Source organism: Pseudorhodobacter antarcticus (assembly GCF_900110135.1).
GTDB lineage: Bacteria > Pseudomonadota > Alphaproteobacteria > Rhodobacterales > Rhodobacteraceae > Pseudorhodobacter > Pseudorhodobacter antarcticus.
In genome coordinates this window covers 14,164-36,346 of record NZ_FOCO01000033.1, presented here as the reverse complement: position 1 = coordinate 36,346, position 22,183 = coordinate 14,164, and the positions used below count along the sequence as shown (strand labels likewise).

General features: G+C 58.6%; 22 protein-coding genes and 1 pseudogene. 12 read left to right on the top strand and 11 right to left on the bottom strand.

Annotated features, from left to right (window positions below):
- On the top strand, nt 1–336 hold a 336-nt coding region (locus BMY36_RS14315; protein WP_139194066.1), incomplete at its 5' end, for an integrase core domain-containing protein.
- 207 nt (nt 337–543) lie between these two features.
- On the opposite strand, the gene BMY36_RS14310 is transcribed toward BMY36_RS14315, so the two are convergent.
- Entirely contained in the window at nt 544–1,407 is an 864-nt protein-coding gene (locus tag BMY36_RS14310; protein WP_050520976.1) for a DUF6671 family protein, read from the bottom strand.
- A gap of 109 nt (nt 1,408–1,516) precedes the next feature.
- Between BMY36_RS14310 and BMY36_RS19990 the strand changes: the two genes are divergently transcribed.
- Both BMY36_RS19990 and BMY36_RS14300 read left to right on the top strand, forming a co-directional pair.
- Nucleotides 1,517–1,723 carry a hypothetical protein gene (locus tag BMY36_RS19990; RefSeq protein WP_175469304.1) on the top strand — a complete coding sequence of 69 codons (207 nt, stop codon included), beginning with the start codon at nt 1,517–1,519 and terminating at the stop codon, nt 1,721–1,723.
- A 188-nt stretch (nt 1,724–1,911) separates the two neighbouring features.
- Nucleotides 1,912–3,780, top strand: a complete 1,869-nt coding sequence (locus tag BMY36_RS14300; protein ID WP_050520975.1) for a dihydroxy-acid dehydratase domain-containing protein — start codon at nt 1,912–1,914, stop codon at nt 3,778–3,780.
- Between the two features lie 818 nt (nt 3,781–4,598).
- Here the strand turns inward: BMY36_RS14300 and BMY36_RS14295 are convergent.
- The 8 genes from BMY36_RS14295 to BMY36_RS14260 all read right to left on the bottom strand — a co-directional run bounded on the left by BMY36_RS14295 (nt 4,599) and on the right by BMY36_RS14260 (nt 13,369).
- Entirely contained in the window at nt 4,599–6,104 is a 1,506-nt protein-coding gene (locus BMY36_RS14295) for an aldehyde dehydrogenase (NADP(+)) (protein ID WP_050520970.1), read from the bottom strand.
- Nucleotides 6,105–6,155: 51 nt separating this feature from the next.
- A complete protein-coding gene (locus tag BMY36_RS14290; RefSeq protein WP_050520969.1) occupies nt 6,156–7,187 on the bottom strand; it encodes a 4-hydroxythreonine-4-phosphate dehydrogenase PdxA in 1,032 nt (343 codons plus the stop codon).
- A gap of 182 nt (nt 7,188–7,369) precedes the next feature.
- Nucleotides 7,370–8,281, bottom strand: coding sequence for a dihydrodipicolinate synthase family protein (locus BMY36_RS14285; protein ID WP_050520968.1), 912 nt, complete (start codon nt 8,279–8,281; stop codon nt 7,370–7,372).
- Nucleotides 8,278–9,453 (bottom strand): L-rhamnonate dehydratase, encoded by a 1,176-nt coding sequence (locus BMY36_RS14280; RefSeq protein WP_050520967.1) that lies wholly within the window; start codon nt 9,451–9,453, stop codon nt 8,278–8,280. Before BMY36_RS14280 ends, BMY36_RS14285 begins: the two co-directional genes overlap by 4 nt.
- A 13-nt stretch (nt 9,454–9,466) precedes the next feature.
- Nucleotides 9,467–10,483 (bottom strand): 4-hydroxythreonine-4-phosphate dehydrogenase PdxA, encoded by a 1,017-nt coding sequence (locus BMY36_RS14275; protein ID WP_050520966.1) that lies wholly within the window; start codon nt 10,481–10,483, stop codon nt 9,467–9,469.
- Nucleotides 10,480–11,760, bottom strand: a complete 1,281-nt coding sequence (locus BMY36_RS14270; protein WP_050520965.1) for a TRAP transporter large permease — start codon at nt 11,758–11,760, stop codon at nt 10,480–10,482. Before BMY36_RS14270 ends, BMY36_RS14275 begins: the two co-directional genes overlap by 4 nt.
- On the bottom strand, nt 11,757–12,320 hold the full coding sequence (locus BMY36_RS14265; protein ID WP_050520964.1) for a TRAP transporter small permease: 564 nt from the start codon (nt 12,318–12,320) through the stop codon (nt 11,757–11,759). The genes BMY36_RS14270 and BMY36_RS14265 overlap by 4 nt, the downstream gene beginning before the upstream one ends.
- A gap of 65 nt (nt 12,321–12,385) precedes the next feature.
- Nucleotides 12,386–13,369, bottom strand: a complete 984-nt coding sequence (locus tag BMY36_RS14260; protein WP_050520963.1) for a TRAP transporter substrate-binding protein — start codon at nt 13,367–13,369, stop codon at nt 12,386–12,388.
- A gap of 154 nt (nt 13,370–13,523) precedes the next feature.
- Between BMY36_RS14260 and BMY36_RS14255 the strand changes: the two genes are divergently transcribed.
- On the top strand, nt 13,524–14,177 hold the full coding sequence (locus tag BMY36_RS14255; RefSeq protein ID WP_050520962.1) for a GntR family transcriptional regulator: 654 nt from the start codon (nt 13,524–13,526) through the stop codon (nt 14,175–14,177).
- 350 nt (nt 14,178–14,527) lie between these two features.
- Here BMY36_RS14255 and BMY36_RS14250 read toward each other — a convergent pair whose 3' ends face one another.
- The gene (locus tag BMY36_RS14250) at nt 14,528–15,520 is read right to left on the bottom strand and encodes a helix-turn-helix transcriptional regulator (RefSeq protein ID WP_050520961.1); all 993 of its coding nucleotides are present in this window, start codon (nt 15,518–15,520) and stop codon (nt 14,528–14,530) included.
- Nucleotides 15,521–15,719: 199 nt separating this feature from the next.
- Between BMY36_RS14250 and BMY36_RS14245 the strand changes: the two genes are divergently transcribed.
- Complete coding sequence (locus BMY36_RS14245; RefSeq protein ID WP_050520960.1) at nt 15,720–16,331, top strand: hypothetical protein; 612 nt, start codon at nt 15,720–15,722, stop codon at nt 16,329–16,331.
- Here the strand turns inward: BMY36_RS14245 and BMY36_RS14240 are convergent.
- Nucleotides 16,312–17,613, bottom strand: a complete 1,302-nt coding sequence (locus tag BMY36_RS14240) for a tyrosine-type recombinase/integrase (protein WP_050520959.1) — start codon at nt 17,611–17,613, stop codon at nt 16,312–16,314. The two genes, BMY36_RS14245 and BMY36_RS14240, sit on opposite strands and share 20 nt — an antisense overlap.
- Before the next feature lie 567 nt (nt 17,614–18,180).
- On the opposite strand from BMY36_RS14240, the gene BMY36_RS14230 reads away from it, so the two are divergent.
- From BMY36_RS14230 to BMY36_RS14200, 7 genes and pseudogenes are all read left to right on the top strand, one after another.
- Nucleotides 18,181–18,438 (top strand): helix-turn-helix transcriptional regulator, encoded by a 258-nt coding sequence (locus BMY36_RS14230; protein ID WP_050520957.1) that lies wholly within the window; start codon nt 18,181–18,183, stop codon nt 18,436–18,438.
- Nucleotides 18,435–18,704, top strand: coding sequence for a hypothetical protein (locus BMY36_RS14225; RefSeq protein WP_050520956.1), 270 nt, complete (start codon nt 18,435–18,437; stop codon nt 18,702–18,704). The genes BMY36_RS14230 and BMY36_RS14225 overlap by 4 nt, the downstream gene beginning before the upstream one ends.
- Nucleotides 18,701–19,126 (top strand): VRR-NUC domain-containing protein, encoded by a 426-nt coding sequence (locus BMY36_RS14220; protein ID WP_050520955.1) that lies wholly within the window; start codon nt 18,701–18,703, stop codon nt 19,124–19,126. Before BMY36_RS14225 ends, BMY36_RS14220 begins: the two co-directional genes overlap by 4 nt.
- The gene (locus BMY36_RS14215; protein WP_050520954.1) at nt 19,123–20,157 is read left to right on the top strand and encodes a helix-turn-helix domain-containing protein; all 1,035 of its coding nucleotides are present in this window, start codon (nt 19,123–19,125) and stop codon (nt 20,155–20,157) included. The genes BMY36_RS14220 and BMY36_RS14215 overlap by 4 nt, the downstream gene beginning before the upstream one ends.
- Before the next feature lie 5 nt (nt 20,158–20,162).
- Nucleotides 20,163–20,675, top strand: a pseudogene (locus BMY36_RS20540) (DNA cytosine methyltransferase); the annotation flags it as partial.
- A complete protein-coding gene (locus BMY36_RS20535) occupies nt 20,674–21,420 on the top strand; it encodes a hypothetical protein (RefSeq protein ID WP_050520952.1) in 747 nt (248 codons plus the stop codon). The pseudogene BMY36_RS20540 and the gene BMY36_RS20535, both read left to right, overlap by 2 nt.
- Nucleotides 21,417–22,073, top strand: coding sequence for a hypothetical protein (locus BMY36_RS14200; RefSeq protein WP_050520951.1), 657 nt, complete (start codon nt 21,417–21,419; stop codon nt 22,071–22,073). The genes BMY36_RS20535 and BMY36_RS14200 overlap by 4 nt, the downstream gene beginning before the upstream one ends.
- The last annotated feature ends 110 nt before the right edge of the window (nt 22,074–22,183 follow it).

The following is a 22,183-nucleotide window of genomic DNA, read 5'->3' as shown; positions in this document are numbered from 1 at the left end:
AACGATAACCCGTTCTCAGAAGCCCACTTCAAGATGCTGAAATATCAGCCTGAATTTCCCAAGAAGTTTGAAACTATCGAGCAGGCCCGCGACTTCTGCCGCAGGTTCTTTGCATGGTACAACGAAGAACATCATCACGCAGGTATCGGGTTGATGACCCCCGATCAGGTCCACTTCGGACAGGCCGAGGCTATCTATGCCGCACGCCAGGAAACCCTCGATACTGCGTTCATCAGCACGCCCGAGCGCTTCGTCCGCAAGCCACCCAGGCCGCCTCACATCCCGACTGCTGTCTGGATAAATCCACCAAAGCAAACGGAGGGAAACCAAGCTTAAAGTCCAAAAGCCACTGCCTCAAAGTCGTTGACACGTTCCGTCCTGCCAGCCAGTCGCACGCAGCGAGATCTAGCGCTAATCACACCGGTGCCCTGCGCGCCAAAGCTGCGGATGGCGTGAAGTTCAGATAGAAAGCAAGAGGTATCAATCACGGCTTTCTCAATATCACGAATATCTCGACAAGCTTGGACCTCATGATCGAGATGTCTAAGGATTGCACCACGGACAATTCGCAGGGCCTGTGTGGGTGAGGCCGTCGCTACGGCGCCGTTCCTCCTCGTGAGTGCAGGCAGCACAACCAAAGACCTCGGACATGACCCATTCGGTCGCGGTGTCGCAGACCTCACAGGGCAAACCTCGGATCACTTTGATGCGTCCCCACCCCGGCGCTGCGCAGGACGGACAAAGGCACGACAGACGATCTGAAAGTCGCACCGCAAGGGCAGTCAGGGATTTCATGCGGGTCGGGTTCAGGTGCGCCCGCATATCGGTATCAACGCGCGCGCAGCCATCGTCAGAAAGCGCAGCGGCTGCCGTAATTGCGGACTGGAGGTTAGACAGATCGACTATACCTTTGAAAAGTTTTGTCTGGGCATCACCGACGTTAGGACGCACGATCAAACCATGCGACGGGAACCCCACCTGAGCCAGAAATTGCGTGATCGGTTCCGCTGGCGACGTTACGATATGCGCAAAGTTCGTCGCATCGATCACAAGGCTTTCGTGGATCGTCGTGCCCCGCTCATCATCGACGAATGCCAGCAGTTCAAAGCCTGCCGGTATGATCGCTAAAAGCGGGTGCGGCCCAAAGCTTCCCTCGCTTGCGATGCCAAAGGGAAGCCGTGCGCGTTCCATGCCAAGTCGCGCCTTGGCGACCGCCGTTTCAAGCATTGTGCCACGTCGTGGAACCTCGCCGGAAAATGTTCCAAGCGCGTCCGTGTCGACGCCCGTCGCAGGCACCACGATCAAATTCAGGCTGGTCCGGAACACCGGCGCGATTGCTTGTTCTTTACCGTGCATGGTCGCAACCACGGCACGTCGCCCAGAAAACACGTTTCTCTGTTCCGTCATGCGGCGAACGTCCATCCATCGCGCTTAACGGCAAACCGGTCTAATGTACCCCGCGCGGGATACGAACCGGCCCAGTCAATGCTGGAACGAATTGGCGACATCTGCATCCTTGCAAAAGCTGTTTGACCAGCAGCATCACAGTGAGAATAAAATGTCACGACAGAAATTTGATGCCACCAGCCTGAGCGGCGCATCTTCCCCCGAAAAAACAGCATTGCCCAAGACACCGCATATTCTTGGTAGATTGCAAAGGGAGGTCAATTTTTCGACCCAGCATAAGCAACCGCCTATTTGTGATTTTTTGCGCTGCGATTAGTGACCAGTTGAGCGGCACTATTGGATTAATCAATGCCTCCACAACGGCACGACTCATCACCTGCTGCCGCGAAACTCGAACACATTGCTTGTCGATCTTTACTTTCACAGCTTTCGCATCATAACTTTCTAATGAATTTCGATGCCGCTACCAACCACCTCCAACCCTGCGACAGGAAAGATACCGCCTTGACCAATCCAAACGCCGTTCTGATTGACAACCACCCCGGCCGCTCGACCCAGACCATCGGCCTTGCCATCGAGATCGGGACTGACCCGGCCCTGATCCACGAGCCGTCGGTAGGCGTGGTTGGCACCAAAGGCGACAGCCAATGCTATCTGGGCGTGGCCGCCAAGGTCGAGGCGATCCATCAAGCGCTGAAAGCCCGTATCGGCACCGGACCGGGCCAATTGAAATATCGCCTCGTGCAGCCCGAATATACAATCGCGACCTCGGACGGCATGCGCAACGGAACGCCCGAGATGCGCTATTCGCTGATCGGGCGCGAGGTGACGCATGATGCGCTGTGCGAACACCTTAGCGCCACGGGTCTTGCCGGCACGATAGCCGTGGTTGCCTGTGACAAGCCGCCCGTCGGCACGCTTGCGGCGATGCTGGAGCACAATCTGCCGTCCATCATCATGTCCGATGGTCCGATACATCCCGGCACCGATCCAAAAACCGGCGAAAAGCTCGATATCGTCAGCGCCTTTCAGGCAGCAGGCCATCCGGACCCCGAATACCGCGACCACATCGCTTGCCACGCCTGCCCGGGCTTTGGCAGCTGCGGTGGTATGTTCACCTACAATACCATGCAGACGTTCATCGGCGTGCTGGGCATGCAGCCCCTGCACATGGTGGCCCCCCCGTCAGACGATCCGCGCCGTCTGAAAGAGTTTCCGGATGAGTTGATCACTCTGCTGGCCCAAATGATCGAGAAAGACCTCAAGCCCCGCGATATCGTCGGGCGCGACAGCCTGCGCAACGCCACGATTGTGGCGTTGGCCATCGGTGGCTCCACTAACGCGCTGTTGCATGCGCCAGAGATAGCCCGCGCCGCAGGCTTTGCTGATTTCTGGAAGGACATCATCACCCCTGAGGAGTTCAATCACCTGTCGCAGCATGTCGTTCCCGTGCTGACCAACGCGCGGCCTTACGGCAAGTATTCCATGGTCGACATCGACGAAGTTGGCGGCGTGCAGGTCATCGTGCGCGAATTGCTAGAGGCGGGTCTGCTGAACGGTGACGTGCCGACCTGCACCGGCGAGACGCTGGCCGAACAGGTCGCGCGTCTTGGTGCCAAACGCGCCGACGGCGATGTGATCTATCCGGTTAAGGCACCCTATAAGCCCACCGGTGGGTTGCGCATGCTTGGCGGCAACCTGTCGCCCGAGTTTTCGGCCATCCTGAAGCTGGCAGGTGTTGAGGGCGGGCTTGAGAACAACCTGTTCCGGGGTAAGGCGCGCGTGTTTGACGGCCAACAGGCGCTGCTCGACATGCTGGACCAAACGCCCGAGGCATTTCAGGACAACGACATGATCATCGTGCGCTATGAGGGGCCAAGTGGTGCACCCGGCATGCCAGAAATGCTGGACCCAACCGCGCGCATCACAACCCTGTGCCGCGAGCGTGGCATCGTTATCGCCCTGATGACTGACGCCCGCTTTTCCGGTGGCTCGATCGGCCTTGTGATTGGCCATGTGGGGCCCGAAGCAGCGCTTGGTGGGCCGATTGCCTTTGTCGAAAATGGCGATGAAATCATTGCGGATCTGAACACCAACGAGATCAACTGTACCCAGCTTGCCGATCCTGCGATCCTTAATGCCCGCAAGGCCGCGTGGGACAAGGTGGTCGCAGACAACGGCGGGTTCCATCCATTTGCTGGCCTTGCCGACACGCGCCTGTTGCAACGTGCGCGGCACATGGCCGTTCCTGCGAGGCGCGGTGGCGGTCTGCACCCCAACCGGACCGTCTGGGTGCGCAACCCGCGCGAGGCAACAGCGTCTGGCTTTACGCCGCAAAATAAGTTCCGCCCCGGAACGGACAAGGGGGCTTGAGGCAGGCAATTTTGAGTCAAAGGCCATATCCAAAATATCGTCGTGCCAAAGGGCACAGCGAAGACTGCAGCAGTTACAAACTTGTTAGCCGATGATTACGGCAGATCCTTCCAGATCGTAAAACTTGACGATCCGCTCACGCATGAAAAGCTATATGAATAGCTGTAGTTTTCGCTTTGTTACCAATAACTTCGCTCCCTCTTGCTTCCGCAGTGCTTCCGGGCAATGTGGCAACGCAAAAAGCGCCCCGACGGGCGCTTTGCAAGTGACTGATAACACGTTATTTTTTGGTTGCGGGAGTAGGATTTGAACCTACGACCTTCAGGTTATGAGCCTATAATTCAAGAATTTTAATAAGTTAATAAAATCAGTATCTTAACTGGTAAGTCTTTGATTTTAGCAAGTTTCCAACCGCACATTCAGCAGCATTCACGCGCATTGGCGGGCATAGCCCCGCACTAGTGCGCGTTCGCGCGTTGATGTGGCGTTGAGGTAAGCTAATGCGTGCGACGGCCATTTACCATCGTTTTCGGCCCGAAGCTGCCGTTCACTAACGCTCTCAAAGCTGCGACGCAGCTTCCCTGAAGCGGGCATTGGAACAGGTGCGCAGCATTTGACCCGACTTAGGTCAGCAGTGTGTGACGAGGCGTGAATTCGCCGTGTCTGCCCGAACAGCAGCTAACTGCGCATCGCGACCGCGGTGAAAAGATCCTCCGTCGAAATGTGGTCATTGCCAATGGTTCGCACGGATATCGATTTGCGCTCCGGACAGGTTGTGGACGTCTATCCCGGCTGCGAAAACATTGCCTATATTCAGGTTACCGCGGGAGCAAAGCCTCCGGCATGTTCTGGTAGCAGACAGGCCTTAGGAACCGGCGGATTGAGAGTGTGCCAACTGAGGTATGGCCGAAATTGGTCGAGGCTGGGTAGGGGCCGCTGTGGACCATACTGTCAGCCACTTCTACGCCTGTGGCGAACCCATTGGCCAGCACACGGCCCGCTTTGCGTTCCAGCACAGGCATCAGAATTTGCGCGACCGCTGTGTCGGCATCGTCAATATGCAAGGTACAAGTTAGTTGACCCTCAAGGCGTTTTGCAATCTCGACCATCTGTCCGCAATTTTTGGCGCGCACCACAATGCCAAGCGGACCGAACACCTCTTCCCGAAGTGTGCGACTGTTCAGCCACGTCTGCGCATCGGTTTCATAAAGATTGGGTGTCGCTTGCCGCCCCTCGCAGGAGGTCGCCAGAACCTCGCGCACGCCGGACGTGCCTGCGATGCGATCACGTCCGATCCGGTAGGCCTGCGCAATCCCATCCGTGAGCATGGTCTGGCTGTCTACCTTGCCCAAGGCCTCTGCGGCGGCTGTAACGAACGCATCCGCATCCTGCCCGTCGATCAAAACTGCAATCCCGGGATTGGTACAGAATTGCCCCGCCCCAATCGTAAGCGACCCCGCCCAGCCCACTGCAATAGCCGCGCCACGATTGCTCAGCGCATCGGGCAACAAAAACATTGGGTTCACGGATCCAAGTTCGCCAAAGAACGGAATCGGCTCCGGGCGCGATGCACACAGATCAAACAGAGTCCGCCCACCGCCAAGACTGCCGGTAAAACCAACGGCCTTGATTAGCGGATGCTGAACCAAAGTGGTGCCAACATCGCGTTTACTTCCTTGGATAAGGGAAAATGTTCCTGGATGAATACCGCAGGCCCTAATTGCTGCATGGATTGCTTCTGCGACGATCTCTCCGGTGCCTGGATGCGCAGAATGGCCTTTGACCACCACCGGACAACCTGCCGCTAAAGCTGCTGCCGTGTCTCCGCCAGCAGTGGAAAAGGCGAGCGGGAAATTTGATGCGCCAAAGACTGCGACTGGCCCAATGGGGCGTTGCACCATCTTGAGGTCGGGACGAGGTGCGGGCGCGCGATCTGGCAGCGCACTGTCATGGCGCTGATCAAGATAGTCGCCCTTCAAAATATGGTCCGCGAACAGTAGAAGCTGCCCAATGGTTCGACCGCGTTCGCCCTGCAGACGTCCCTCGGGCAGACCACTTTCCTGCATACCTATTTCGGTGATCGCCTCGCCCCGCGCTTCAATTTCATCGGCGATCCGGTGCAAAAAGGCGGCGCGATCCTTGCGCGTGGTTTGTGAATAACTCCAAAACGCCTCTTCTGCCGCCTGCGCCGCCGCGTCTACGTGATCGGGTGTGCCAACAGAAAAGTCGTGGGCCGTGCCGTGTGCGGGAGAGGAGGAAAACGTGGCGTCACCAGCCACCCATTCGCCTGCGATCAGATGTTTTCCGTGTGGGGTGAAGGTCATGTCAAAGGAGTCCGATTTCTTAGGATTTCGTCATGTAAAGCTAGAGAGTGCTCAAGCGTCGGCGGTTTCAACACCTTCGGACACGTGGCGGTTGCTGGCCATGTTCAGGCACATCTTGAAGGCGTTCTTGGTGGGCACGAGGTTCGCCTTGTTCTGACCTGCGATGTCGAAGGCCGTTCCGTGTGCGGGCGTCGTGAGGGGCAATGGCAAGCCCGCCAGAACCGAGACACCCTTGTCGAACCCCAGCAGCTTGATCGCGATCTGGCCCTGATCGTGGTACATCGTAACCACCGCATCATAGTAGCCATCGCGCACTTTCAGCCACAGGGTATCGGCTGGAAGCGGCCCGACGGCCGAGATCTGCCTGAGCTTGGCGCGTTCCACCGCAGGGCGGATAACGCGGATTTCCTCGTCCCCCATTAGGCCACCATCGCCGGCGTGGGGATTATAGGCGGCGACAACAATGCGGGGGTGTTCATATCCTGCCATGCGCAGCGTCCGGTCGGTTAAGATGATGCTTTCCTCTATCAACTCTTCGGTCAGCAAGTCGGGCACGTCGCGCATCGCCACATGGCTGGTGACACGCCCGTTCCACATCCCATTGGCGACATTATATTCGCTGCACCGGGTCTTGAGTTGAAAGAAGTGGCTGGCGAAACCCAACTCATCCGCGAATTGGTTGCCGCCAAGATGCATGGATTCCTTGTTGAACGGCAAGAATATCGCGCCGTCGATTAGGCCAGCGCGCGACAGCTCGAACGCCTTCTGTAATCCCGTCAACGAGCTTTGCCCCCCGGCCGCAGAGACCTGCCCAATAGGAACACCGCTCAAGCCGTCGATCTGCATGTCGAGATGCAGCACCTCACCTTCGCGGACGTCGATGTCCGCATCGAAATCAACGTGGCGGACATTCTCGATGCTTACCCCACGCTGTTCCTCACCACGCGCGAATATCTCAGGCGCGCCGATCACCACTAGATTTGCCTCGGCGTGCACGTCCTCGTCGCTTAGCAATCTTGCCATCAACTCGGGACCGATACCGGCTGGATCGCCTTGGATCAATGCGATGGTCTTTCTCGTCATGTGTCTTTCTCCCCTCGAGTTGAGTCTTGTTTCACGATGCGTTCCGCCTAGGTCGTGTGTTTAACGGAGGTTTCGAGATGCTGGCGCAGAGGGCGAACCATCGCTTCCTCGGCCAGGCTTCGACGCGGGCGGATAGCTGTGCGATTTCCCGAAGTTCCGATGCCCAGTTAGACTGGTTCATGTTACTTTCCCCACCGCAGTGCGACTGGATCCAGTGGCCGCAACAACTCCATCAAGGCCGCGCGCGCTTCAAAGCCAAGTGGCGGGATCGGATGGCGACAGAAAGCCGACTTGATGACGCCGCCTTCCTTCATGGTTTCTTTGGCCGCGCGGAAACCGCACTGACGATTTTCATGATTGATCGCAGGCAACACCCGCGCATAGGCAGCCATTGCGGCATCGCGATCGCCGGAAAGGTGATGCGTGACGACCGGTTTGATTTGATCTGTCATCGTGGCCGAGGTCATCGTACCGGTTGCACCTGCGTCCATATCGGCCATTAGTGTGATGCCCTCCTCACCGTCAAACGGGCCATCGATATAATCCCCCGCCTCGGCCAGAAGCGCTCGCAGCTTTTCCGCCGTTCCGACGCTTTCAATCTTAAGCAGTTTCAGCATCTCAATCTCGCGCGCCATCTTGGCCAGCAGCGGCACGTCCAGTTCAACCCCGGACAATGGCGCATCCTGTAGCATGATGGGAATGCCGACCTCGCCCACGCGTTGAAACTGTTCGAACGTCTGCGCGGGCGTGCCCTTCATTAAAGCTCCGTGGTAAGGTGCCATCATCATGACCACGTCCGCGCCCATCTCCTTGGCCTGGTGCGCGCGCGCCACGGCGATGTCGGTCGCAAAATGGCTGATGGTGACAATCACCGGCACACGGCCCGCGACGTGCTCCAAACTCAACTGCGTCAGAGCTTCGCGTTCCGCGTCTGACAGCAGGAACTGTTCCGAGTAGTTGGCAAGGACACAGATACCGTCGCTGCCCTGATCGATCATACACTCCATGATGCGGCGATTGCCGTCATCGTCCAACGTGCCATCGGGATTGAAAGCCGTCGGCGCGACGGGCCAGATACCGTTATAGGGTTTCATTCAATGACCTCAAAATTTGCAATGTGTTCTTCCGTGATCTCGATCCCAAGGCCCGGAGTGTCGTCGTCCAATTGCAGGTACCCGTCGACGGCCTCCGCATCTCCCTTGAATATGTAATAAAACAGCTCATTGCCGACTTCGACATCGAAGACCGGGAAGTATTCGCTGATCGGACAATTGGCGTTGGCCATTGTCAGGTGATAATTGTGCATCTGTCCAGCGTGGGGAATGACCGGCACCTGAAAGGCTTCAGCGACCGCATTGATTTTCTGCGCCGCTGTGATCCCTCCCACGCGGTTGGTGTCGTATTGCAGCACGCTAACGGCGCCCTTGCGCAGCAGGTCCGTGCAGCCGATCAGCCCGAATTCATGCTCTCCGCCCGAGATCGGCACGATCCCCATAGCGTTGAGTTCCGCATACCCGTTCACGTCTTCTGCAATCACCGGCTCTTCTAGCCAGCGCGGTTCAAATTTTTCGAGCTTGGGCAACATGCGTTTGGTGTAATCGACGTTCCAGCCCATGTAGCACTCGAGCATGAGATCAACGTCGTAGCCCAAGACTTCGCGCAGGGCTTCAACCCGTTTGAGATTCTCGCGCATGCCGGACATGCCGTCCTTCGGCCCATAGCCAAACCGCGACTTGTAAGCCTGATAGCCGTGCTTTTGCGCCAATTCAGCTTCCTTTTGCATCGCGGGAATGCTGTCTGCGTAAAGCTTTGAATAATAGACCGGAATCTTCTCCTTGGTGCGTCCGCCCAGCAGCTTGAACACCGGTTTGTTTACCAACTTGCCCATCAGATCCCAGATCGCGATATCGATGGCGGAAATCGCGGTCATACCGATGCCTTTACGGCCCCATGCATGGGTGCGGCGGTACATCTTTTCCCAGATATAGGCGTAATCAAAAGGGTCTTCACCGATCACCAGAGGCGCGTACCAATCATCGATGGCTTTCTTTACGACCGTGGGAGCTAGCGCCGCATTGCCAATGCCGATGGTTCCATCTTCGGCCTCCACTTCGCAGGTCAGCCACTGATGGAACCGGAATGACGCCATTGCGTCGCCCTTGTCCCACAGCGCATCCGAAGCATTGGTGCAGAAATTTCCTTGCGGCGGGACTGTCGGGCCTGTCCAGTTCCAGACGCGGGTTCGAATGGATTTAATCTTGGTCATTTGGTTTTCCTTGTTAGGCTACCGCGCGGTTTGCGCGATGAGTTCCGGCCATGCGTACCACCAAGTTGAAGGCTTGCAGCGTAGCGCCGACATTCGCCTTGTTCTGTCCGGCAATGTCGAATGCGGTTCCGTGGGCCGGTGTGGCAACCGGGATCGGAAGGCCCCCGGCCACGGTCACGCCGCGATCAAAACCCATCAGCTTGATGGCGATTTGCCCCTGATCGTGGTACATCGTGACGACCGCATCGACTTCCCCCCGTTGCGCCTTGAGGAAAACAGTGTCCGATGGCCACGGGCCTGTTACGTGTTTCTGTTTGGCCTGCGCGGCCTTGATGACAGGCTGCAGTATGTCGATTTCCTCTCGGCCGAATTTGCCATCGTCGCCCGCGTGCGGGTTCAGCGCAGCGACGGCGATATGCGGCCGTTCCTTGCCTGCGCGCCGAAGCGTTTCTTCGGCCAGGCAGATCGATTTTTCCACCGCGTCGGCCGTTATCTGTTCGGCGACGTCCTTCAAGCCGATATGACTGGTGACCCGCGTCGTCATCAGATCGTCAAGAACATTTATCTCGCTGTGATAGCCCTTGAAGCCGATGTAGCGAGCCATGTAGCGGTGCTCGTCTTCCGCGTCGAGGCCCGCGCTCGTAAGCGCCGCCTTGTTGAACGGCCCGAACAGGATCCCGTCCACTTTGCCCGCCATCGCGAGGTCGAGCGCCTTGTCGAGGCAACGCAGGCTGGACGCGCCGCCGGCAACGGTAATTTCTGCGATCTTCACGTCCTCAGGCGTGATCGTCTGAAGCTGCAGCCAGGCCAGCCCCTGCTGCGTGGTGATAGCCTCTTCGTCGATCTGCGGCAGATCAACGTTCAGACCCGCTTGTTCTGCCCCCTGCCGCCAGACATGCTCGTCCCCGATAAGTAGGATGTTGGCAGCGTCTTGCACGCCGTCTTCGTTCAGCAGTTTGGCAATCAGTTCAGGCCCTATCCCGGAAGGATCCCCCGGAATGATAGCGATACGCGGTTTTGGATTGGTCATTGGATGATCTCCGTGAGTGCGAGAGACACCTGTGGCACATAGGTCACCAGCAAAAGGATGAAGGCGAGCACGCCGATGAACGGCAGGTTGGTGCGGGACGTTTCCCAGATTCCCGCCTTGGCAATGGAACATGACGTGATCAGTACCGACGCGACAGGCGGCGTCTGCTGGCCGATGGCGAGGTTCAGGGTGACCATAATCCCAAAGTGGATGGGATCGATCCCGACGGCGTTGACCAAGGGCATCACCACCGGCACCACCAGAATGATTGCCGCGGCGCCGTGCAGGAACATGCCCAGAACCAGTAACAGGAGATTAAGAAGTGCCAACACGATCAGCGGATTGGTCGTAAATTCCGTGATCTGCTGTGCAAGCTGCTGCGGAACCTGCGCCTGCGTCAGAAATAGTCCCAGTGTTGCCGATGTCGCGACTAGCAGCATCACCACGCCTGTCTGGCTGACACCTTCGAGCATCACCTTGCGCAGGCGCCACACGTCCATATCCTGGTAGACGAAGAGACCGATGATCAGGGCCGCCAGAACAGCAAGGCCAGCGCCTTCGGTCGCAGTCACGATGCCTGAAAAGATGCCACCAAGGATGATGACCGGCATAAGCAGGGCCCAGAACGCCTCCTTGAATGACCGCCAGACATGGCACAAATCGAAACTCTCCGCACGGGGCAGATCATAGCGGATCGCCAGTACGTAGGTTACCGCCATCAGCAAGAACCCACCAAGGACGCCCGGCACGATACCGGCCACGAAAAGTTTTAGCACCGAAACTTCGGCAATAGCTCCATACAGGATCATCGGGATAGACGGCGGAATGATGATGGCCAGTGAGGCCGATGACGAGGTGATCGCGGCGGCAAGCGTACGGGAATAACCGCGTTTCTTCATCTCGGGGATCAGCACTGTGCCGGTGGCCGCGACATCCGCGACGGCCGACCCCGATATCTCAGCAAAGACCATCGACACCCCGATGTTGACCATGCCAAGGCCACCGCGGACAAAGCCGATCAGGGATGTCACGAAGTTGATCAGCCGCACTGAGATGCCCGAGGTGTTCATCAGGTTCCCGGCCAAGATGAACAGTGGGATGGCGATCAGCGGAAACGACGTGGCGCCCGAATACAAAGCGATTGCCATATCATAGAGCGTCGCGCCGCCCGGCGTCAGGAGAAGACCGCCGACAGCGACGATGCCAATGGCGACGGCAATCGGCACATTGATCAGGATCAGCCCGATCAAGGCAATCGTTGTGAAGAGAAGGATCATTTGGGCGCATCCTTTCGGGATCTATCCGCGCTCTCGCGCTCTGCCTCGGCGATGGCGTGTTCGATATCTGCGTGCTCCATGTCGATTCCTGCCGCCGCATTCGCTAGGGCGCGCGGCAGTGTCAGCACTGTACCGATGATCATAAGCACTGCAGAAATCGGGATGATCGACTGGACAATGTCGAGTGTCATCCACCGGAGGCTGAGAAGTGAGTCCCATTTGGCAACGGCCAGCACGGCGGTTCCATACCACGCGACAATTGCGAAGAAGCTGATCACTAGGAGTTCAGAGAAAAGCGCGAGCGCGACTGCGGCGCGTTTGGGCAATGCCGTTACGATGCCGCCGAAACTCATGTGTTGACGAAGGAACAAGGCGTATGTGGCACCGAAATAGGTCAGCCAGGCCAGCAGCACACTCGCGATTTCATCGTACCAGGACGGCGATAGTCCGAAGTAACGCATTGTGGTCGAATAGATTACCGACAGCGCGAGGGCAACCATAAGCGCCAGGCAAACTGTTTCTATAACCCATAGAAGGGCTTTTTCGAACTTCTCGACCATTTGAGGCACTCCTTACGATGCGCGTGCGACCGGCCGGACAAACCGGTCGGCGCGATATAGGCAACTTACTTGGCCAGAGCCTGAGCGCGGCTAACCAGTTCTTCTCCGCCTTCGACTTGGTCGGCGAATGCCTTGTAGATTGGCGCAGAGGCCTCGATAAAGGTGTCCTTGTCGACTTCGTTTACTTCCATGCCGGCGGCCTTGACCTTGTCCACCAATTCGTTGTCGGCGGATTCACCTTCTTCTAGCGACCATTCCTGGACCGACGCCGCGACGATTCTGACGGCAGACTGCACATCTTCGGGCAGATTATTCCAGACTTCCAGACCAGTGGTCAGATATGATGGAGAATAGACGTGGCCGGTGAGGCTCAGGTACTTCTGAACTTCCTGAAAGTTGGCACCGGTGATGTTGGTCAGTGGGTTTTCCTGCCCGTCCATCGTTCCAGTCTGCAACGCCACGAATACCTCAGAGAAGGACATCGGCGTCGGATTTGCACCCCATTCCTTGAACATAGCGACACGCCACTCAGACGACGGCGTACGGATCTTGAGCCCCTGAAGGTCTGCTGGCGTATTGATTGGGCGCGTGCTGTTGGTGATTTGACGGAACCCGTTCTCCCAGGTGGACAGCACTTTCAGGCCAGTTTCTTCGGCCTTTGGCGCGAGGTCGGTCTGGACGATCTCGGCATCGATCGCCTTGAGATGAGCACGATCCTTGACAAGAAACGGCATGTCGAAGAGCGCGAATTCAGGTGCCACGTTAGTCATAATTGACGAAATCAGCGTGAATTGGACCGTGCCAAGTCGAAGCTTCTGCATCAGTTCTTTTTCGTCACCCAGCTGCGCGTCGGCATAGAATTCCACAATATGTGCATCGCCAAGTTCAGCTTGCAGATCTTCTGCAAACTTGGCCGCACTGCGCCCCTGAAGGCTGTTCGATGGGGCGCCGACTGCGACGATGTAGGTCTCAGCGACGGCCGGCGCTGCGGATAGTGACACGGCACAAACCATTAATGTGGCGGACACGCCATTGCGAAGCGATTTCATTGGGTGGTCTCCTCTCCTTGCGGCATGCAAGCTTGCATTTCCGCTACATGTATTTTGTATACACTCTTGAGGTATGGACCTGCAAGCTGAATATGGATACAATATTCAAACGCACCAAGGTCAGAATTAAGCCATAATAAGTAGAGAGTTAGCCATGGTTCCATCCATTGCCATAACGAACCGGTCTCTTCATGATCAGGTTGCGAATCGTGTTCGCGACTTGATCATCGACGGTTCGCTGGAGCCGGGAAGTCGAATAGATGAAGCGCAACTCATCGAGGATTTAGGCGTGTCTCGTACGCCATTTCGCGAGGCGCTCCGCACTCTCGCCGCCGAAGGGCTTGTGATTGTACGCCCATCAAAAGGCAGCATCGTTAGGAAGCTAACCCCAGAGGATGTGTTTTCTATGCTTGAGGTGTTGGGCCAGCTTGAGAGGCTCGCCGGGGAGCTAGTCTGCGTGAGAGCGAGCGACGAAGAGATTGAAAGTCTCGTTACTTTGCATGAGCGCATGATGAGCTACTACGACGACCGCGATAGGATGCCGTACTACAAGTTGAACCAAGAGTTTCATTCGCGTCTGACGGAGCTTTCAAAGAATGAAACGCTGAAAGAGATGCAGTCGAACATTCAAGCAAGGTTGAAACATATCCGATATATCGGGAGTCAGAAGCCAGGCTCGTGGGACGGTGCAGTGGCGGATCACGAGGAAATGGTGCTTGCACTAAACGACAGGGATGGAGAGCGGCTTGGTGAAGCCATGGCAAGTCATCTCTTAAAGACTTGGGTTCGCGTGAAGGACAGTATTTAGATCACCCGCTTGCAATAGAAAATTGTAACGGATGCCCGAACGACCGAAATCGACCGTAGAGCCACAGGAAATCGTAGACCGGATAGTTCGAACGCAAGAAGAACTGCCGTTCGGCGCAGCCTTTTTTCATGGGTAGCAACGAGCCGTCCTGACCGTTGGCAATGGCAACAATACGAATTTTTCGCTCGTTCAGGCATCCCGCAGGATACGTAGGTTCGGGCTCGAAGCTGACACGCGGCGGTACAAAGAGAAGCCCTATTTCAAAGCTGAATGAATGTCGGTTTCCGACATTGGGGCGTAGCAGGCCCGCGCACTTGTAGCTAATGACCGCTTCCCGCCCTTTTCAACCTTCAAGGCAGGATTTCTACCTCTCCGCGCCTTACGCGCTCCAGCATGTTCCTGAGCTCTGGCGGATCCAGTACCTCGACGGCATTGCCCCATTTGACGAGATGCCATGCCATCTCCAGCCAGCCGCTGGCCTCGAACTCGACCAAGAGGCTGCCATCGTCTAGCTCGGTTAACTCCTGATTAGGATGGAACACGAAGTCGCGCGCCTCGGATGCCGCGCTGGGCGAGAAACGCCAGCGGACTGGACCTTGCTCCGCGTCAGAAACGAACGACCCAAAGCCTTGGGCGCTATAACGCTCAACGTCGAAATCTGGGTCGCGCTCGAAGACCTGAACGGTACCGCGCATCTCGAAGATGCGGTCAAACCGAAACTGCCGGTATTGCAGGTCGGCATTGATGTCTCGGGCAATCAGGTAATGACGGGTGCCGACAATCACGGCGTGGGGCTCCACCAGACGCTTTCGTGGCTCTGGATCGCGCGCGCCCTGATAGACGATCTCGACCATGGTGGGCCTGCGGAAGGCGGTAAACAAAAGATTGAGGTAATCCTCGGGCACCCTCCGGGTTGGGCCTGGCCGAGACGCAAAGCCATTCGCCAGCAAAAGGATCTCTGAGTATCCCTTTGCCCCGCGCACCATGGGGCGGGAGTAAGACGCGACGAGACGGTCGCGTGCGGTTTCCAGTGCTTTGGCCTCACCTTCAGCACCATCGCGTGCCGCGCGTCGGATCGCCAAATCAAGGGCTGCCAGTTCGTTCTCCTTGAGAACGCGGTGCTGAATGTAGGGCACATCTGTCAACGACCACCAACGGCGACGGTCATCTGCGTCCGAGGTCTGCACACCAGGGAACAGATCTTCGAACTGGCGCAACATGCGTCGTGCCGTGCGCTCCTCGACATCGAACTCCTCCATGACAATGCGCATAGAGATCCCCAAACGCCGTGCAGCGGCCATTTCAGCCATTCGGTAGAGCTGCTGCGCTTTGATGAAGGACATGGAGGATTTCTTGAGAAGTTGGAGCCACAACAAGGGGTAAGAGACTGACCCCCTAGCCCGTCTATAATTGGTAGTCGAGGCCGAATCGTTACCGCTGGCGCCCCGTGCGGCAGGATCAAGCCTCTGATCACAAGTTGAATTTGCCGCTCAAGGGGCCTGCTCGACCCGACAGCGGTGCATACGCAATGGGAAGCTGAAAATGGGATTACCACAACGTGTTTTCTACACTATCCACGAAGCTGCCGCACGCTGGGGCTGCACGGTATCAGACATAGCCGGTTGGGCTGGAACGGGATCTTTAAGGATCGTCACCGGCATTCCGCCCGTCGAATGCGCAGACAAGCGCGCCAGCGGGCTGGTCCAAATCCAGCCGATGGATATCCTGCCAATATTCCGCCGCTGCGGGACTGGGCCGCAATCGGCGCATCTGCACCGCATCCGCCTGCCTGATGACGACGAGTGGCTGTACATCAGTGCGCCGGAGGCGGGCGTCATAGTCTCGATTGGGGATGTGATGATCTTGGGCGAAGATGTTCAAATCTTTGAGGACGCTCACAATCTCTTCGGTCGGATCGCCGAGGGCGCTGGGCTGAGCGAGGAAGGGGATTACGACTGGCCAGCGATGAATGTCGAGATCACACGGCGCGTATTCGAAGAGGGCTTGCCCGCTTCACAAAATGAATGGATCCGGGAACTGCAGGACTGGTTCGCCGCACGATCGGAAGGTGGCGCATTCCCGGATGAACGCTCGATCCGTCGGCGCCTCAAACCTATTCTTGACGCCCTGAAGTTCAAGAAGCCGAAGCGGTAACCCGGCCGGGCCCACTGCGCGAGGTCATCGATGCCGAAGCTGGCTCTGCGGTGTGGACGAGGCGGGGCTTGGGCTTGAAGGCATTGGCGACGGCATCGACACCCGCGCGCAACGGCGAGTCCATCAAATGCGCATACCGCTGGGTGGTTTGCATCTGGCTATGGCCAAGCAGCTTGCCAATCATCTCGAGCGAGGCGCCACCGCTCACCAGCAGCGATGCAAAGGTGTGGCGCAGGTCGTGGATGTGCACGCCAGGGATGCCAACCTCCTTTTGGATCCGCGCCCAGAAGCGGCGGATTTCCTGTACAGGCTGGCCGGGCGTATCGCCCGCAAACAGCCACGGCGATCCAGAAAGCACCACAAGGCGGCGCTGGCGCACGATGGCAGCCGCCTCGTCAGAAATCGGCACGCGGTGCACGCGGCGCTGCTTTGTCGTCGTCGCGGGTTTGGTCCATGAAAGGTGTTCGAGGTTGAAATCCTCGAATCTTGCTTGACGCACCTCGCCCACGCGCGCCCCGGTCAACATGCACAGCCGGATAATCCCTGCGCCACGATCATCGTGGGAAGCGTCAAGGGCGGCAGCGAGGCGGCTGAGTTCATCTTGCGACAGATATCGTTCGCGCGGCGTTTCCATTCGCCTGCGAAACCCCATGGCCGGGTTATCTTCGCGCCAGCCCCATTTGACGGCATAGGCGAACATCTTTCTGACCACCTCGCCGACCCGGTTTGCCCGCACGGGCGTGGGCTTTGCGCCCTGCAGCTTGCGTGCTCGGTTGTTGGGCTTTGCTTTGGCAGGCCGCGCGCGCCCCTCGGCGACCTTGTTCAGCAGCAGTTCCACATCGTAGGAGCTGACCTCGGTCACGAGCATCCTGCCCCAGGCAGGTCCTATGAACTTCTCCATCATTGAACGCTGATCGCCCGCATTGAGCTTGGCCAGATGCGTCAGGTGCACCGCGACGTAGCGCGCGATCAGATCCGTCATCCGGGGTGCCTCGCGCAGGGCATCCTTGTTCGCCAATGGATCGCCCCCCGCATCGATGTCCCGGCGCAACTCTTTGGCGCGCGTGCGTGCTGCCGACACGCTCCATTCCGGCCAGCGGCCAAAGGTCATGCGGCGTTGCCGACTGGCGTAGCGATAATCCAGCGTGAAGGCGCGACCACCACCGCGGTAGATGCAAACGGCAAAACCGCGCACCTCGGTATCAAAGATCTGATAATCCCGACCCTCCGCAGGTTCGGCCTCGCGCACGATCACTTCCGTCAGTTTCTGTCTGTTCACCATCTGAATACCTTTCTCTTGCCCTGTCATGACGCGTAGATCGCGCCCTCTATCAAGCAGAGCATGGCCCTGAGGGTGGCAGGGAGGCACGGGGTGGCACGCTGGAGACAGTGGGCGTGCCACCCCCTGTTTTATTGGGAATTTGCGCGCTGGGCCGGTTTCCAGCCTGAGCGGTGCCCCGTGTCATCGATCAATATTTCCACCCACACATGCCGTTGGCGGCCAGAATCACGGCCGGAAGGGGCGAGATGTGCAAAATCGTCAATAAAACAGGGGGTGGCACGCGTTTGTGCACGTTGCCACCCCCTGTTTGCGCGCCAATGCGCGCGAAAGCCCGCGAACAAGGCGATTTGCATAGGAATGAACGCGAAAGCGCATTGAACCGGATTGCCGCAGTGCAGCGAGACTGCGAACCAACGGAGCTGAGATCGCCAAAAAGCCAGTAAAACAAGGGGTGGCACGAGGGTGACGGATTTCGTGCCACCCCGTGCCTCCCTGCCACCCCCAGCGATATGCGTGAATGGCCAGCAGCATTTGCCCGCATTCGGGCACTTACACTGGAGAAAACACATGCAGGAACTCACGAACGCCAAAGGCAGCAGGGATCCGTCCCGCGCGCTGCTAAACGGTTGGATCAGCCGGTCCGATCTTGCCCAGGAACTCGAGGTGACCGAAGGAACCCTGCGGCGCTGGACAGCCGAGCGTTGGGGGCCGCCCTGCATCCGTGCGGGTCGGAAAATCTATTATCGCCGCAGCGTTGTTGTGGAATGGTTGGAAGATCAGGAAGCAGCGGACCATCGCCGCGCACGCCGGGGGATGCGTCGATGAGCATCCCCCTGCCCTTCCGCAAGCGCAACACCCGTGACGAGATCCGCCAGGAGTGGATTGAGGAGCGGTTGCATGAGGCCCGCATTGTTGTGGCCGATGTTGTCCACCACTCGGATCATCTGCTGCGCATGGCCTGCAATGTTCTCGTGCGCCATAGCCAAACTCCAACGGAGCGCGAGGATGCAAGGATCTTGCTGGTCATCCTTGAGGCCAAATCGCCCGGGCGCATCGATCGCAACCGATCAGACCCGGAGGTGCGGCGATGAAGCGGCACGGGACACCAGAGGCCGATCTGCAGCGTGCGGTTGTCATTGCGCTGCGCTTTGCACTCCCCAAAAAGGCAATCCTCCATCACTGCGCCAATGAAGTGACCGAGCCGGGCTCGCGCGGTGCCAAACGTCAGGCCATCCTGGTCGGCATGGGAGTGCAGCCCGGCTTTGCCGATCTGATAGTGCTCTGCGATGGGTGCGTGCTGTTTCTGGAGCTGAAATCTCTCAAGGGGCGGCTCAGCCCTGCACAGGAAGCGTTTCACGATCGAGTTTTGGCGCAGGGGTTTGGGTGGGCGCTGGTGCGCAGCCTTGACGACGCGCTGGGCGCACTGGCCGACAATGGCTTCACCAGTCGTGTGGTGCTAAAAGATACAGGCCAGCGCCAAGCAAACGGCACAACGCGGAGGCCTCAGCCATGAGCCATGCCGCTACCAATTGGGCCATCCAGCAGCGCGGGCTGAAGCCCACCACCAAGATATTGCTCTGGCATCTGTGTGATCGGTTCAATCCGGATTACGGCTGCTTTCCTTCACAAGAGCGGCTTGCGCATGATTGCGAAATCGGGCGCGCTACCCTGAACCGCCATCTCGATGATCTGGAGACGCGCGGTCTTATCCGGCGGATCCGGAATGTCGATCTGCGGACAGGCCAGCATCGACCGACACGGTACCTTCTCAGCTTCGAGCCAAGTTTTACTTCTCCAGGACCGAGCGGCAAGAACCCGCCAGAAACAGGCGACAACGCACCTTTCGACCCTCATATCCCGTGTCCTAATTTGAGACACGGCACGAACACGGAAAAAATGCGCTCTGACAATGGGTTGGCGCAAGAAATATCGCAGACGCCGTGTCTCGATCTGGAACACGGGCCCGTGTCTCATTTTGACGCAATCCCGTGTCTCAAAAACAGCGATTCCCGTGTCTCAAATTGGGACACTAACCTTGTAAGAGAACCTTTAAGAAAACCAGTAAAGGAGGAGGAGGACGCGCAAGCGCGCGATTTCGAATTTGATCAGTTTTTCGCAGAGTTGATTTTGGCGCTGGGCCTGGACCCCGCCGCCCTGCCGGGCTGGTGGCAGGGTTGGCCGCCCCAACTGCACGTCCAGCGCTGGCGCACCGAGCTGGGGCTGACCGAGGCCGAGATCGTCTCGGCGGCGAAGGACACGCGCCACGATCATCCCGAACCACCCGATGGGCCAAAGGCGCTGGACCGCGCCATGCAGCGTGCAGCCCAGCGCAAGTCGGAAAGTTCGGGTCGGAAGCGTCGCAAGCGTAAAACCGATCCGGCACCGGCGGTGAAGCCAATCATCGATCTGCCGGTGTTTTACGCCGAGATCATCAATTCTGATCGCTACTTGCCCGTCAGCGCCATCAACAACACCGTCCGAGACGCAATGCTGGGCCGGGGCTTGGTCACGGCCGAACAGCTCCGGATGCGGGGAATTAGGTGAATGGCATGGTGTCGCGTCCCCGGCATGGATTGTCCCTCTGCGCAGGCGGCGGAGGCCTTGATCTGGGCCTCATGCTGGCCGAACCCGGATATCACACTCGCGCCTTCGTCGAGTGGGAGGACTGGCCCCGCGCTGTCCTCATCGCCGCCCAAGCCGCGCGGTATTTTGCGCCCGCGCCAATCTGGGATGATCTGCGCAGTTTCGACGCCCGACCTTTCCGTGGTGCCTTCGACACAATCCTCGCCGGATACCCCTGCCAGCCCTTCAGTGCCGCCGGAAAGCGCGGAGGTGCCGACGATCCCCGCCACCTCTGGCCCGAGGTCGCCCGCGTCATCGCCGAATGCCGCCCCGAATGGGTGTTCCTCGAAAACGTCTCCGGGCATGTCACCCTCGGTCTTGAAACCGTGCTGCGAGAGCTTTGGGACATGGGCTACTCGCCTGCGGCGGGTCTGTTCTCTGCGGCTGAAGTCGGCGCGCCGCATCAGCGGATCCGCATCTTCATCCTGGCCCACACCGATGAGCCTGCATCCCGGCACTGCCAGCTACAACCCGGCCGGGAACAGCGATTTCACCCGCAAGGCCGAAGCGCTGGCGCTGGGCATCAGCAACTGGTCGACACCGAAAGCGACGGATGGCGCGAAGGGCGGACCGGGGCAGAGCTATGGCTCGGGCGGGATGCCGCCCCTGCCAGCGCAGGCGGCGCAATGGCAAACGCCGGTGGCCGACGACCAGATGGACCGGCTGCGCGGCAAGATCAACAGCCGGGGCGAGCCGAAGCTGAGTGCACAGGCAATCCAATGGCCGACACCGGCGGCGCAGAACTGGAGGGGATCGAGCGAAGGCAACATCATGCGGGCGGATGGCAAGTCCCGGATGGATATTCTGCATTACCGGGCGGAACAGGGCTTCACCCGCCCGGACCCGGCGATCACGCCGGATGGGCTGCGACCCTCGCATCACGCCCCGATCTCGCGCCCGCTGTGGGCTTCAATGATTGCCTCGCATGGGCCCGTCGTCTCGCGGCGGATCCTGAAAGCCCGAGCACGGCGGCGGCTCAATCCGCTCTTCGTCGGATGGCTGATGGGTTGGCCCATCGGGCACGCGCTCTGCGCCTGCTCGGCAACGGAGTTCACCCTCTGGCAGCATCGCATGCGTGGCGCTCTCTCGCAGCTGCCCATGGTCTTGGGCCCTTGGATCTGGCGACCAAGCGAAGGGCCGGAGGGCCCATCGCAGATGAACCTCTTTGAAGGATTGCAGCCATGAGCATGCAGGGACGGATCGGACGGATCGGCGGCACAAAGGTGAAACGCCCACTAGGCGTGCAAGCAGCGCTGGAATGGGCTTTTCGAGTGGAAAGGGCACAGCTGGAACTGCCAGTGTCAAAGAACGTCTCAGAAGAGGGCTTTGGCTTTGGGCTGGAATATGTCCTGCTGCAACGCGCAGCGCTGGGCTGCAAAGTTGACGGCGGGCAGCACAAGATGGGCAGCTACACCCATCCCGACGCAGAGGTGATCGCCGCCGCCGTCGCGGGAATGCCTGACAGCCTCGGTGGCATCCGGATGGCGATCAGCGTGGCCGAAATGGCGCGCGCTGGGATTACGCCCAACTGGATGCCCGGCGCAGTGCCGCGCTGCGTGCCGGTTGATATGAAGCGCAACCGCCATGGCGATCGTGCCGTCAGCGTCGTTGTCGGCACCGAAAAAGTACTGGTCAGCGACAAATGGCGGACAATCGAAGTGCGGGCCTGTCCGGTAACCTGGCGGCCGCATCCCGAACAGATCACCTCCGCTCGTCGCGGGTATGAGGATTGGTGGCAGGCATTGGATTGGGTGCAGGATGGGCTGGTGACGGGGCGCATGCTGCGGGATGTCGAGGTAACGGCTGCGATGCCGAAGGAGCGGCCGTGGACGCGATAGGTTGGTCGGAAATGACTGGAACAAGGGGCCTTCGCGGCGGCGCGAGGTGTTTTTCTGGACACCCGCACTTGGTCTGTTTTTTAGATGTCAGCGCGTCTTACAGCATCGAT

Coding starts and splice junctions, on each gene's coding strand:
- BMY36_RS14310 (WP_050520976.1), bottom strand. CDS start 1,407: ATGACGGAACAGAGAAACGTGTTTTCTGGGCGACGTGCCGTGGTTGCG.
- BMY36_RS14295 (WP_050520970.1), bottom strand. CDS start 6,104: ATGACCTTCACCCCACACGGAAAACATCTGATCGCAGGCGAATGGGTG.
- BMY36_RS14290 (WP_050520969.1), bottom strand. CDS start 7,187: ATGACGAGAAAGACCATCGCATTGATCCAAGGCGATCCAGCCGGTATC.
- BMY36_RS14285 (WP_050520968.1), bottom strand. CDS start 8,281: ATGAAACCCTATAACGGTATCTGGCCCGTCGCGCCGACGGCTTTCAAT.
- BMY36_RS14280 (WP_050520967.1), bottom strand. CDS start 9,453: ATGACCAAGATTAAATCCATTCGAACCCGCGTCTGGAACTGGACAGGC.
- BMY36_RS14275 (WP_050520966.1), bottom strand. CDS start 10,483: ATGACCAATCCAAAACCGCGTATCGCTATCATTCCGGGGGATCCTTCC.
- BMY36_RS14270 (WP_050520965.1), bottom strand. CDS start 11,760: ATGATCCTTCTCTTCACAACGATTGCCTTGATCGGGCTGATCCTGATC.
- BMY36_RS14265 (WP_050520964.1), bottom strand. CDS start 12,320: ATGGTCGAGAAGTTCGAAAAAGCCCTTCTATGGGTTATAGAAACAGTT.
- BMY36_RS14260 (WP_050520963.1), bottom strand. CDS start 13,369: ATGAAATCGCTTCGCAATGGCGTGTCCGCCACATTAATGGTTTGTGCC.
- BMY36_RS14255 (WP_050520962.1), top strand. CDS start 13,524: ATGGTTCCATCCATTGCCATAACGAACCGGTCTCTTCATGATCAGGTT.
- BMY36_RS14250 (WP_050520961.1), bottom strand. CDS start 15,520: ATGTCCTTCATCAAAGCGCAGCAGCTCTACCGAATGGCTGAAATGGCC.
- BMY36_RS14245 (WP_050520960.1), top strand. CDS start 15,720: ATGGGATTACCACAACGTGTTTTCTACACTATCCACGAAGCTGCCGCA.
- BMY36_RS14240 (WP_050520959.1), bottom strand. CDS start 17,613: ATGGTGAACAGACAGAAACTGACGGAAGTGATCGTGCGCGAGGCCGAA.
- BMY36_RS14230 (WP_050520957.1), top strand. CDS start 18,181: ATGCAGGAACTCACGAACGCCAAAGGCAGCAGGGATCCGTCCCGCGCG.
- BMY36_RS14225 (WP_050520956.1), top strand. CDS start 18,435: ATGAGCATCCCCCTGCCCTTCCGCAAGCGCAACACCCGTGACGAGATC.
- BMY36_RS14220 (WP_050520955.1), top strand. CDS start 18,701: ATGAAGCGGCACGGGACACCAGAGGCCGATCTGCAGCGTGCGGTTGTC.
- BMY36_RS14215 (WP_050520954.1), top strand. CDS start 19,123: ATGAGCCATGCCGCTACCAATTGGGCCATCCAGCAGCGCGGGCTGAAG.
- BMY36_RS20535 (WP_050520952.1), top strand. CDS start 20,674: ATGAGCCTGCATCCCGGCACTGCCAGCTACAACCCGGCCGGGAACAGC.
- BMY36_RS14200 (WP_050520951.1), top strand. CDS start 21,417: ATGAGCATGCAGGGACGGATCGGACGGATCGGCGGCACAAAGGTGAAA.